Source organism: Microbacterium cremeum, assembly GCF_015277855.1.
Lineage (GTDB): Bacteria > Actinomycetota > Actinomycetes > Actinomycetales > Microbacteriaceae > Microbacterium > Microbacterium cremeum.
Map to the genome: position 1 here is coordinate 1,748,286 of NZ_CP063812.1, position 11,580 is coordinate 1,759,865.

The 11,580-nt window shown below is 71.3% G+C and carries 10 protein-coding genes; 5 read left to right on the forward strand and 5 right to left on the reverse strand.

What is annotated here, in order from left to right; all coding sequences use genetic code 11:
• Nucleotides 1-23: 23 nt before the first annotated feature.
• The 5 genes from IM778_RS07875 to IM778_RS07895 form a co-directional block, all read right to left on the reverse strand.
• Nucleotides 24-566, reverse strand: coding sequence for a globin (locus IM778_RS07875; RefSeq protein ID WP_273541859.1), 543 nt, complete (start codon nucleotides 564-566; stop codon nucleotides 24-26).
• The gene (locus IM778_RS07880) at nucleotides 563-1,669 is read right to left on the reverse strand and encodes a mechanosensitive ion channel family protein (protein ID WP_194411457.1); all 1,107 of its coding nucleotides are present in this window, start codon (nucleotides 1,667-1,669) and stop codon (nucleotides 563-565) included. Before IM778_RS07880 ends, IM778_RS07875 begins: the two co-directional genes overlap by 4 nt.
• 66 nt (nucleotides 1,670-1,735) lie before the next feature.
• The gene (gene pepN / locus IM778_RS07885; RefSeq protein WP_194411458.1) at nucleotides 1,736-4,282 is read right to left on the reverse strand and encodes an aminopeptidase N; all 2,547 of its coding nucleotides are present in this window, start codon (nucleotides 4,280-4,282) and stop codon (nucleotides 1,736-1,738) included.
• 105 nt (nucleotides 4,283-4,387) lie between these two features.
• Nucleotides 4,388-6,085, reverse strand: a complete 1,698-nt coding sequence (locus IM778_RS07890) for a SulP family inorganic anion transporter (RefSeq protein ID WP_194411459.1) — start codon at nucleotides 6,083-6,085, stop codon at nucleotides 4,388-4,390.
• Complete coding sequence (locus IM778_RS07895; protein ID WP_194411460.1) at nucleotides 6,082-6,444, reverse strand: ArsR/SmtB family transcription factor; 363 nt, start codon at nucleotides 6,442-6,444, stop codon at nucleotides 6,082-6,084. The genes IM778_RS07890 and IM778_RS07895 overlap by 4 nt, the downstream gene beginning before the upstream one ends.
• 54 nt (nucleotides 6,445-6,498) lie before the next feature.
• On the opposite strand from IM778_RS07895, the gene IM778_RS07900 reads away from it, so the two are divergent.
• The 5 genes from IM778_RS07900 to IM778_RS07920 all read left to right on the forward strand — a co-directional run bounded on the left by IM778_RS07900 (nucleotide 6,499) and on the right by IM778_RS07920 (nucleotide 11,549).
• The gene (locus IM778_RS07900; protein ID WP_194411461.1) at nucleotides 6,499-7,698 is read left to right on the forward strand and encodes a ferrochelatase; all 1,200 of its coding nucleotides are present in this window, start codon (nucleotides 6,499-6,501) and stop codon (nucleotides 7,696-7,698) included.
• 61 nt (nucleotides 7,699-7,759) lie between these two features.
• Nucleotides 7,760-8,308 (forward strand): ribose-5-phosphate isomerase, encoded by a 549-nt coding sequence (locus IM778_RS07905; protein WP_194411462.1) that lies wholly within the window; start codon nucleotides 7,760-7,762, stop codon nucleotides 8,306-8,308.
• Between the two features lie 3 nt (nucleotides 8,309-8,311).
• The gene (locus tag IM778_RS07910) at nucleotides 8,312-9,370 is read left to right on the forward strand and encodes an Fpg/Nei family DNA glycosylase (RefSeq protein WP_194411463.1); all 1,059 of its coding nucleotides are present in this window, start codon (nucleotides 8,312-8,314) and stop codon (nucleotides 9,368-9,370) included.
• A gap of 35 nt (nucleotides 9,371-9,405) precedes the next feature.
• Nucleotides 9,406-10,047, forward strand: coding sequence for an FMN-binding negative transcriptional regulator (locus tag IM778_RS07915; protein ID WP_194411464.1), 642 nt, complete (start codon nucleotides 9,406-9,408; stop codon nucleotides 10,045-10,047).
• Nucleotides 10,044-11,549: an amidohydrolase gene (locus IM778_RS07920; protein WP_194411465.1), complete on the forward strand. Its 1,506-nt coding sequence runs from the start codon at nucleotides 10,044-10,046 to the stop codon at nucleotides 11,547-11,549. Before IM778_RS07915 ends, IM778_RS07920 begins: the two co-directional genes overlap by 4 nt.
• Nucleotides 11,550-11,580: the final 31 nt, after the last annotated feature.

Sequence of the window (11,580 nt, forward strand, 5' to 3'; positions counted from 1 at the left end):
TCCTTCGTCGGCGGGCGGTGTGGTCAGCGGGGCTGTTCGGGATCGGCGGGCGATGCGGCGGTCACGGGCAGGGACGAGCGCGGAGCTCCCGGCTGCGCACTACCTGCGGTCGCGTCCCGCCCGGCGGCGGCCGGGCCGATTCCGCTCGGCTCGAACGTGTTCACCATCGCGAACGCGGCCCGCTGGAGATAGTCCCACAGTGTGGTCTCGTGCAGGGGAGGCAGATCGAGCTCGTCCACGGCGACGCGCATGTGAGCGAGCCAGCGGTCCCGTGCGTCGGGATTGACGTGGAACGGCGCGTGGCGCATGCGCAGCCGGGGATGGCCCCGCTGCTCGCTGTACGTCGTCGGACCGCCCCAGTACTGCACGAGGAAGAGGGTGAGGCGCTCTTTGGCCGGGCCGAGGTCCTCCTCGGGGTACATCGGCCGCAGCACCTCGTCGTCGGCGACGCCCCGGTAGAACGCGTCGACGAGCCGCTCGAACGTCGCGTAGCCGCCGACCTCGTCGTAGAAGCTCATCGGCTCGGCACCCGCCGGGGTGCCGGAGGGCGTGGCGTTGTCGCTCATGGGGTGCCTTCCGAGGTGGGTCCGGAGCCGGCCGCGTCGCCCGGCGGCTGCGACTTCTTGCCGGTGCGCTTGGGCTTCCAGACGGGGCGCTCGACGACCGGCGGCGCGACGGGATTCGGCTTGGTCTTGGGCGGATTGGCGCCACGGACGCGGAGAGCGCCCTCGATGCCGGACGGCATGATCGTGCTCAGGGCGGGGAGCTTGATGCCCAGGTCGTCGACGGTGCGCTTGAGGCGCACCCGCAGCTCGCGCGCGACGTCGTCCTTCGCGTTGGCCCGCGTCTTCATGACGAGACGGATGACGAGCGCGTCGCCCGAGATCGACTCGAGGCCCCACACCTCGGGCTGCTCGAGGATGCGCGTACGCCACTTGGGGTCCTTGGCGAGCGCCTTCGCGGTGTCGAGCATCGCGCGCTCCACCTCGTCGATGTCGGAGTCGGCGGCCACGGAGAGGTCGACGATGACGCGCGACCATCCCTGCGAGAGGTTGCCGATGCGCGTGATCTCGCCGTTGCGCACGTACCACAGGGTGCCGTTGACGTCGCGCACGTGCGTCACCCGGACGCTGACGTACTCGACGATGCCGGTCGCGAGGCCGAGGTCGACGACGTCGCCGATCCCGATCTGGTCCTCGGCGACGATGAAGATGCCGTTGAGCACGTCCTTGACGATGTTCTGTGCGCCGAAGCCGAGGCCGGCGCCGACGGCGGCGGTCAGCAGCGTGAGCGAGCCCAGCGCTGTCGGGGCGATCACGTTGATGATGAGCAGGATCGCGATGACGACGATCGTCACGTTGACGACGTTGTGCAGGATCGACCCGAGCGTGCGCGTGCGCTGCACGAGGCGCACCGACGCGAGCGGCGACCGCTCGAGCGCCTGCGTGTCGTCGACCTTGGCCTTCGACTTCGCACCGGACACGATCCGGTTGACGACGCGGCGGATGACGAACCCGAGGATCCACGCCAGCAGCACCGCGCCGGCGATGATGCCGACGATCGCCACGAGGTCCCACCCGGCGTCGATGAAGAACTGGCCCACTCTCTGCCAGACCGTCGGGTCGGCGATCGCGGGAGGGTTCTCGGAATCGAGGGGGACGGTGATCATCGTCACGATCCTAATGACGGATGCCTCGACCCCAGCTGAAAGCGGGGTCGAGGCATCCGTCGCACGTCACTGCGCGTCGCGGTCCTGCACGGCCAGCGCCCGCTCGACGCCGGCGAGGTTCTCGGCGACGAGGCGGCGCAGCGCCGGGGGAGCGTCGGCGTGGGACTCGAGCCACGCGCGCGTGGCGTCGCGGAGCGCGACGTCGGCGAGCGGCGACGGGTAGAGGCCCACGATGAGGTACTGCGCGATCTGGTACGTGCGCGACTCCCACAGCGGCACCAGCGCGTCGAAGTAGCGCGGCACGTAGTCGCCCAGCAGGTCGCGGCCCGCCGGGTGCACGAAGCCGGCCGCTGCGGCGCGGACGATGGTGTTCGGCAGGTCGTCGCTGTCGATGAGCGACGACCATGCGGCGGCCTTGGTCTCGGCCGTCGGCAGTGCCGCCTTCGCCTGAGCGGCGAACTCGCCGCCCTTGGCGGTGTTGTCGGCGGCGAGCGCCTCATCGATCTCGGCAGTGCCGACGACGCCGCCGGCGGCGAGCGACACCAGAAGCTGCCACGACAGGTCGGTGTCGATCTCGAGGCCCTCGAACGTCGCCTCGCCGTCGCGGAGCCGGCGCACCCGCTCCCACTGCGACGGGGTGGACGCCGCGCTCGCGAACGCCGTCACGAACTGCAGCTGGCTGTCGCTGCCCGCCTCGGCGGAGCCGGCGAGCTCCCACATCGCGTCGGCGACCTTCTCGCGCGTCACGTCGCGCCTGTCGGGGGCGACGTACGAGTTCGCGGCGAGCTGCAGCTGCGCGAGCGTCGTGCGAACGGTCGTCGATTCGGTCTCGGCGCCGATGTTGCGCAGCACGAGGTCGACGTAGTCGGATGCCGAGGCCTCGGCGTCGCGCGTCTGGTCCCACGCCGCGCCCCACACGAGGGAGCGTGCGAGGGGGTCGCTGATCTTGCCGAGGTGGTCGATCGCGGTCTGCAGGGAGCGGTTGTCCAGGCGGATCTTCGCGTATGCGAGGTCGTCGTCGTTGAGGAGCACCAGCGCGGGACGCGTGCGGCCCTTGAGCCCGGGCACCTCGGTCAGGTCGCCGTCGACGTCGAGCTCGAGGTGGTGCACGCGCACGAGCGCGTCGCCGTCCAGCTCGTAGAAGCCGACGCCGAGGCGGTGGGGGCGGATCGTCGGGTAGTCGGCGGGCGCCGTCTGGACGATCGCGAAGCGCGTGATCGTGCCCTCGGAATCGGTCACGATCTCGGGCGAGAGGGTGTTCACGCCTGCGGTCTCGAGCCACTTCTTCGACCAGGTCGACAGCTCGCGGCCGCTCGTGGTCTCGAGCTCGGCGAGAAGGTCGCTCAGTTCGGTGTTCGACCACTCGTGCTTCTTGAAGTACGCGGCGACGCCGGCGAAGAACGCCTCGACTCCCACCCACGCGGCGAGCTGCTTGAGCACCGAGCCGCCCTTGGCGTAGGTGATGCCGTCGAAGTTGACCTGGACGTCCTCGAGGTCGTTGATCGTGGCCACGACGGGGTGGGTGGAGGGAAGCTGGTCCTGGCGGTACGCCCAGGTCTTCTCCATCGCGTTGAACGTCGTCCACGCCTCGGTCCATTCGGTGGCCTCGGCCGTGGCGATCGTCGACGCCCACTCGGCGAACGACTCGTTCAGCCACAGGTCGTTCCACCACTTCATCGTGACGAGGTCGCCGAACCACATGTGGGCCAGTTCGTGCAGGATCGTGACGACGCGGCGCTCCTTGACGGCATCCGTCACCTTCGAGCGGAAGACGTACGTCTCGGTGAAGGTGACCGCGCCGGCGTTCTCCATGGCGCCCGCGTTGAACTCGGGAACGAACAGCTGGTCGTACTTGGCGAAGGGGTAGGGGTAGTCGAACTTCTCCTCGAAGTACGCGAAGCCCTGCCGGGTCTTGTCGAAGATGTAGTCGGCGTCGAGGTGCTGCCACAGGCTCTTGCGACCGTAGACGCCGAGCGGGATGACGCGGCCCGAGGCGCTCGTGAGTTCCGAGAACGTGGCCTCGTAGGGGCCCGCGATGAGGGCGGTGATGTACGACGAGATGCGCGGCGTCGGCTCGAAGCGCCAGGTCGCGGTGCCGTCGCCGTGCTTCTCGGGCTCGGGTGTCGGCGAGTTGGAGACGACCTTCCAGGCCTCCGGGGCGGTGACGCCGAAGGCGAACGTCGCCTTCAGGTCGGGCTGCTCGAACACCGCGAACACGCGGCGGGAGTCGGGCACCTCGAACTGCGAGTACAGGTACACCTCGCCGTCGACCGGATCGACGAAGCGGTGGAGGCCCTCGCCGGTGTTGGTGTACAGGCAGTCGGCGTCGACGACGAGCTCGTTCTCGGCGTCGAGCCCGTCGAGCGCGATGCGGGAGTCCGCGAACACCGACGCGGGGTCGAGCGAGCGGCCGTTGAGGGTGATCTCGCGCACCTCGCGTGCGATGAGATCGATGAACGTCGAGGCGCCGGGGGCGGCGGTGAAGCGCACGACGGTGCGGGATCCGAAGACCTCGGCGCCCTTCGTCAGGTCGAGCGCGACCTCGTACGACTCGGTGTCGACGATCGCGCGGCGCTCCTGCGCCTCGATGCGGGTGAGGTTCTCTCCAGGCACTGCTTGGCTCCCGTGGGGTGAGGTGTGGATGGTCTCAAGCCTTTGCGCGGACTCCGTCCGGCGGCCGCCACCGGCGCTGCTGGCACCGATGACAACCGTCCCAGCCTACGTGCTGCGGTCGCCGGATCGCCGTCGGATGTGAGTGCGCGCGTGCTCGAGGGCCGCCGGCAGGTCGGTGAACAGGTGGTTCTGATGCCGCAGGGCGGCGAGGACGCCCACGGTGCGGAACAGCTCTTCGTGTCCGGGTTGGATGCCTTTGATGAGGACCGTGACCCCGCGGCGCTCGAGCGTCTGCACGATCTCGCTCAGCACGCGCGCACCCGTTGCATCGACGAGCTCGAGGCGTGACATGCGGATGATCACGACCGAGATGCCGGTGAGCCCGATCACGGTGTCGAAGACGCGGTCGGCGGCGGCGAAGATCAGCGGCCCGTCGATGCGCACGATCGCGATGTGCTCGTCTCCGGGCGCGGGATCTCCGGGAGCCTCTTCGCGCTGCACCGCGGTCGCCCGTGACAGATTGCGGATCGCGAAGAAGCCGGCGCACACGACGCCGATGCCGACGGCGACGATCAGGTCGAGCGAGATGGTGATCAACGCAGTGACCACGAACGCGGCCGCGTCGGAGCGCGTCGAGTGCAGGATCGCGCGGACGGTCGCACCGTGCACCATGCGCACCGCGGTGAGCATGAGGACCCCGGCCAGCGCGGCGAGCGGGATCGCGCCGATCGGCCCCGCTGCGAAGAGCACGACGGTGAGCAGCACGAGCGCGTGCGTGATCGAGGCGAGCCGCGTACGGCCGCCGGAGCGCACGTTGACGGCGGTGCGGGCGATCGCACCGGTCGCCGGCATCCCGCCGAAGAGCCCGGAGCCCACGGACGCGATTCCCTGCCCGACCAGTTCGCGATCGGGGTCGTACGGCCCCGTGTCGGCGAGCGATGCGGCCACCCGTGCCGAGAGCAGCGACTCGATCGCCGCGAGCGCCGCCACCGTGACGGCGGGGGCGACGAGGTCGCCGAACGCCGTGACGTCGAACGAGGGCAGCGCAGGGGCTGGCAGTGACGCCGGAAGCACACCGATGACGGCGAGCGGCGTGGGCAGCACCGCGGTCAGGATCGTCACCAGTGCGATGCCGATGAGCGATCCCGGGAGCGCCGCATGAAGGCGGGGCGCGAGCGTCATGCAGCCGATCACGCCCGCGGCCGCGCCGAGCGCCCAGGGCACGTAGCTCCAGTCCGCACCGGCGAGCGCCTGCACCACCGCGACGACCGCGTTGGCGCTGTGCTCGCCCGCGCCGCTGAGCGTCGGCGAGACGAGGAGTGGAACCTGCTGCAGGAAGATGATGACCGCGATGCCGAGGGTGAAGCCTTCGATGACCGGCCAGGGGATGAACGACACCGCGCGCCCCAACCGGAGCAGCCCGGCGAGGAGGACGACGAGTCCCGCCAGGATGCTCACGGCGGCGACCGTCCCTGCCCCGTGCAAGGCGACGATCGGCACGAGTACCACGACCATCGCACCCGTCGGACCCGACACCTGCACGTTCGATCCGCCGAACACCGCGGCGAGAAGCCCCGCCACGATCGCGGTCACGAGGCCGGCTTCGGCGGTGAGGCCGGAGCTCACTCCGAATCCGAGTGCGAGGGGCAGCGCCACGATGCCGACCGTCACGCCGGCGAGAAGATCCCGGCGCCACGTGTGCTTCACGGCCCGGTAGTCCTCGCGCGAGGGGAGCAGCCCGCGCGCGTACGCCGCTGCCCGGTGCCCGCGACGCGGGCGGGCCGCGGCATCCCTCCTCTTCATCGCTCGGGGAGTGCGGGGAGGGTGCGGGCGTCCGCGAGGAGGTCGCGGTCCGAGGTGAGGACGTCGAGCAGCAGCGCGCGGGCGACGGCCAGCAGCTCGGCCACCTTGTCGTCGGCCAGCCGGTAGTAGACGTGGCTCGCCCGGCGCTCGGACTCGACGAGTCGATGCCGGCGCAGCACGGCGAGGTGCTGGGAGAGGTGGGATGCCTCGAGCCCGGTCTCGGTCTGCAGTGCGGCGACGCTGACTTCGTCGGCGGCCGAGAGCAGCTCGAGGATGCGGATGCGGAAGGGGTGCGAGAGGCCTTTGAACAGGCCCGCCTTGACTTCGTACAGCGGCTGTTGCTCACGTGTTAGTGGCATGATGAAGTCATCATATCGCCGGGACGCCCTCCGGCGCGGTGTCAGGATGGAGGCGTGAGTTCTCCCGAGCAGCACGCCGTTCCGTTCGCCTCGCCCGCAGCCGCCTCCGGCGCCGCGTTCGTCGAGGAGCCCGTCGCCTACGACGCCATCCTCCTCGCGGGCTTCGGGGGGCCCGAAGGCCAGGACGACGTCATCCCGTTCCTGCGCAACGTCACCCGAGGACGTGGCATCCCCGACGAGCGCCTCGAGGAGGTCGCTCACCACTATCGCCACTTCGGCGGCGTGAGCCCGATCAACGCGCAGAACCGTGCGCTCAAGGCCGCGCTCGAGGCCGAGCTCGCCAGGCGCGGCATCGACCTGCCGGTCTACTGGGGCAACCGCAACTGGTCGCCGTTCCTCGAAGAGGCGGTGACGGATGCCGCCGCCGCCGGCGACACGAACCTGCTGGCCCTCGCCACCAGCGCGTACTCGTCGTTCTCGAGCTGCCGGCAGTACCGCGAGGACTTCGCACGGGTGCTCGCCGACACCGGGCTCTCCGGGACCGTCACGATCGACAAGGTGCGTCAGTTCTTCGATCACCCGGGCTTCGTGCAGCCGTTCGTCGACGGGGTGCGCGATGCGCTGGCGGGCCTGTTCGCCGACGGCGTCGCGCCCGAGGCGGTCCGTGTGCTCTTCTCGACCCACAGCATCCCCACGGCCGACGCGCAGCGCTCCGGGCCGCGCGAGGGCGACGAGCGGCACCGCGAGTTCGGTGACGGCGGCGCGTACGCCGCGCAGCACCTCGCCGTGGCGGAGGTCGTCATGGCGGCGGTCGCGGCCGAGGTGCCGGGCGCGGAGCGCGTGGAGTGGGAGCTCGTGTACCAGTCGCGGTCGGGCCCGCCCAGCCAGCCGTGGCTCGAGCCGGACGTCAACGACGTCATCGCGCAGCTCCCGGCAGCCGGGGCGGAGGCGGTGGCGATCGTGCCGCTCGGGTTCATGAGCGACCACATGGAGGTGCTGTGGGACCTCGACACCGAGGCGTTGGATGCCGCCGCCGAGGCGGGGCTGCGCGCCGTGCGCACGCCCACCCCGGGCGTGGACTCCGTCTTCGTGGCCGGTCTGGTCGACCTCGTGGAAGAGCGCCTGCGCGGCACTCCGGCGGGGGAGCGGCCGCACGCGACCGCCCTCGGACCGTGGTTCGACGTGTGCCGGCCCGCGTGCTGCGAGAACGTGCGCGCGGGGTTCAAGCCGGCCGCCGCCGGCCTCGCGCCCTGAGCGGAGTCCGACCACCGGGCCGCGTCGTCATCGCCGGTGCCCGCTTCCCTAGGATTGAGCCATGCGCATCCACATCGCGACCGACCACGCCGGCCTCGAGTTCTCGACGCAGCTGCAGCATCACTTGACCGCGGCCGGTCACGAGGTCGTCGACCACGGCCCGATCGAGTACGATCCGCTCGACGATTACCCAGCCTTCTGCATCCGCGCCGCCCAGGCGGTCGTGCGCGACCAGGAAGCCGGCATCGAGACGCTCGGCGTCGTGTTCGGCGGGTCGGGCAACGGCGAGCAGATCGCCGCGAACAAGGTGCTCGGGGTGCGCGCCGCCCTGGTGTGGAGTATCGCGACGGCCGAGCTCGCACGGGAGCACAACGACGCCAACGTGATCGCGATCGGAGCGCGCCAGCACACCTTCGATGAGGCTGCGGCCTTCATCGACCGGTTCATCGAGACCCCGTTCTCGGGCGAGGAGCGCCACGCGCGGCGCATCGCGCAGCTCGCCGCGTACGAGCAGGACGGCGCGCTCGAGCCGGACCCCCGCGCGACGGGCGCGGGCGCGCCCGACGTGCTCGCGGACGATAGCAGCTCGTTCGACCCCGAAGCCGGCTGAGCGGTGCCCGAGGGACACTCCGTCCACCGCATCGCGCGCCAGTTCGACCGCAACTTCGTCGGGCGCGCCGTGGCGGCGTCGAGCCCGCAGGGGCGTTTCGTCGAGGGCGCCGCACTGCTGGACGGTCGCGCCGTGACGTCGGTGCGGGCTGTCGGCAAGCAGATGTTCCTCGAGTTCGACGACGCCCTGTGGCTGCGCGTGCACCTCGGGATGTACGGCGCGTGGGACTTCGCCGGCGAGATCCTCGTCGACCCCACGATCGCGTCGGCGAACGGGCGCATGGGGCAGACCAACCAGCGGGGGACGGATCTCGGAGAGCCGATCCTCGACGCGGCGGGCGAGAACTCACTGACATCGATCGGGGCTCCCCGCCGTGCCCGCGTGCACGTGCGGATGTCGGAGCAGACGACAGGCCTCGCCGACGAAGGCGACGAGTGGCCGCCACCGGTCGTCGGGCAGGTCCGCCTGCGCCTGATGACGGTCCCCACGCCCTCTCCACTCGCCGCTGGCGCGTCGAGCGGAGCCTCGGGGCGCGTGGGCCCGATGACGTGCGCGGATCTGCGGGGTCCGACCGCGTGCGAGCTGCAGACGCCGGACGAGGTCGTCGCGACGATTGCGAAGCTCGGCCCCGACCCGCTCGTCGACGACGTCGCCGAGGGCGAGGAGCGGTTCACCGCGGTGGTCCGGCGCAAGCCCACACCGATCGGGCTGCTCCTGATGGACCAGGGCGTCGTCAGCGGGATCGGCAACGTGTACCGCGCCGAGCTGCTCTACCGGGCACGGCAGAACCCGCACACCCCGGGGCGGGACGTGCCCGAGGAGGTCGTGCGGGGCATCTGGCGCGACTGGGTGCGACTGCTCTCGATCGGCGTCGAGACCGGCCAGATGATGACGATGGACGACCTCGACCCGGAGGCGTACCGCAAGGCGATGGCGAGCCGCGACGACCGGCACTGGGTGTATCACCGGGCCGGCCTGCCGTGCCGGGTGTGCGGCACCGCGATCGTGGTCGAGGAGGTCGCGGCGCGCAAGCTCTACTGGTGCCCGTCGTGCCAGGCGTGAACCGTCGCCCGGCGTCGGATCCCTAGGCTGGAGGCATGCGTCAGAACCCGAGCTTCGCGATGACCGACGTCGGCGAGATCCGCCGCCTCATCGAGCAGAACCCGTGGGTCACGATCGTGAGCTCGACCGACCAGGGCCTCGTCGCGTCGCACTATGCCGTGCTGCTGGACGCCGATCGCGACGACCTCACGATCGTCGGCCATGTCGGCAAGCCCGACGACCTGATCCACGGACTCGGTGAACGGGAGCTCCTCGTGGTCATCCAAGGGCCGCACGGGTACATTTCGCCCGGCTGGTACGGCGACACGGCGAGCGTGCCGACCTGGAACTTCGTCTCGGCGCACCTCTCCGGCATCCCCGAGATCCTCACCGCCGAAGAGAACCTCGAAGTTCTCGAGCGGCTCGTGGCGCGGTTCGAGAGCGGGATGCCGCAGCCGCGGCTGATGTGGGAACCGCCGAACGATCCCGACTACGTGCGGCGCCTCGAGCGCGGCACCGCGGGGTTCCGTCTCACGCCGACGCGTGTCGTCGCCAAGCGCAAGCTGAGCCAGAACCGTCCCGACGAGGTCGTCGAGACGGTGATCGCCGAGCTCGAGTCGGGCGCCGGCCCGTACGCCGACCCTCGCCTGGCGGGCGAGATGCAGCGCGACCTCGACACCCGCCGGGCGGCACGATGACGACGGCCCGCGGCGAGGAGCCGGCGATCATCGCGAACGCCCGGCTCACCGGGTCCGAACGGACGGATCCTTTCGGCTCCGAGCCCGTGGACGTCCACCTCGCCGACGGCCTCGTCGTCGACATCGCGCCGGCGGGCGCACTCCCGCGGCACGGCGCCGTGCTCGATGCCGACGGCGGGTGGGTGATCCCGGGGCTCTGGGATCACCACGTCCACGTCGTGCAGTGGGCGCTCGCAGCTCAGCGTGTGCCGCTCGGCGAGGCGACGTCCGCGGCTCACGCTGCGGCGATCATGGCGGACGCGCCGGTGCTTCCGGATGGACGGAGCGTCGGGACGGGCTTCCGGGACGCGCTCTGGCCGGACGAACCCTCGCTCGAGCTGCTCGACGCGGCCACCGGGCTCGTCCCGACGTATCTCATCAACGCCGACGTGCACAGCGTGTGGCTGAACTCCGCCGCGCTGCGACGCGAGGGGTTCCAGCCGGACGGCGCCGGCGTCCTTCGCGAGGAGCCCGCGTTCGAGGTGTCGCGGCGCCTCAACGCCGTCGAACCCGGCACGGCCGACCCGCTCGTCGCCCGTATGGCGGAGGATGCCGCGACCCGCGGCGTGGTGGGCCTCGTCGACCTCGACATGGCCTGGAACGAGGAGGCGTGGGCGCGACGCCTGGCCGCAGGGTTCGATGCGCTGCGGGTGTCGTTCGGGATCTACCCCGAGTTCCTCGACCGCGCGATCGCCGAGGGGCTGCAGACCGGTGACCGGGCCCGAGGAGCCGATTCCGACCTCGTGAGGGTCGGACCCCTCAAGGTGATCACCGACGGCTCGCTGGGCACGCGCACGGCCGCGTGCTCCCACCCGTACGCGGGCGACCCGCACAACCACGGGCTGCTCACGGTGGACCTCGCGAACCTCGTGGACCTCATGACGCGCGCGACCGGAGCCGGCATCGCCTCGGCGATCCACGCGATCGGCGACGTCGCGAACTCGCACGCGCTGGAGGCCTTCGCCGCGACGGGGGCCTGGGGCACGATCGAGCACGCGCAGCTGGTCGCCCACGCCGACATCCCGCGCTTCGCACGCCTGGGCGTCGGGGCGAGCGTGCAGCCGGAGCACGCGATCGATGACCGCGACGTCACCGACGCGCTGTGGCGAGACCAGACCGCGCAGCCCTATCCGCTGCGGGCGCTGGCCGACTCGGGCGCGACGCTGTTCTTCGGCTCCGACGCGCCGGTGTCGGCGCTCGACCCGTGGGCGGCGATGGCCGCGGCAGTCTTCCGCGTCCGCGACGGTCGTGAGGCGTGGCAGCCGCACGAGCGCGTCGAGGCCGCCACGGCGCTCGCCGCCTCCACGCGCGGCGGATCGACGACGCCGGCGCGCGTCGAGCCGGGCGACCCGGCCGATCTGGCGGTGTGCGAACGGGACCCGCTGACGGCCGATGCGGCGCAGCTGCGCGCGATGCGGGTCTCGGCCACGCTCCTCGGCGGCCGCCTGACGCACCTGGCGTAGACCGTACCCGCGCCGGGGGGGTCTGCCCCCG

What these genes read in the sequence shown, in the direction of transcription:
- IM778_RS07875 (WP_273541859.1), bottom strand. Translation starts at nt 566, where the DNA reads ATGAGCGACAACGCCACGCCCTCCGGCACCCCGGCGGGTGCCGAGCCG.
- IM778_RS07880 (WP_194411457.1), bottom strand. Translation starts at nt 1,669, where the DNA reads ATGATCACCGTCCCCCTCGATTCCGAGAACCCTCCCGCGATCGCCGAC.
- IM778_RS07890 (WP_194411459.1), bottom strand. Translation starts at nt 6,085, where the DNA reads ATGAAGAGGAGGGATGCCGCGGCCCGCCCGCGTCGCGGGCACCGGGCA.
- IM778_RS07895 (WP_194411460.1), bottom strand. Translation starts at nt 6,444, where the DNA reads ATGCCACTAACACGTGAGCAACAGCCGCTGTACGAAGTCAAGGCGGGC.
- IM778_RS07905 (WP_194411462.1), top strand. Translation starts at nt 7,760, where the DNA reads ATGCGCATCCACATCGCGACCGACCACGCCGGCCTCGAGTTCTCGACG.
- IM778_RS07915 (WP_194411464.1), top strand. Translation starts at nt 9,406, where the DNA reads ATGCGTCAGAACCCGAGCTTCGCGATGACCGACGTCGGCGAGATCCGC.
- IM778_RS07920 (WP_194411465.1), top strand. Translation starts at nt 10,044, where the DNA reads ATGACGACGGCCCGCGGCGAGGAGCCGGCGATCATCGCGAACGCCCGG.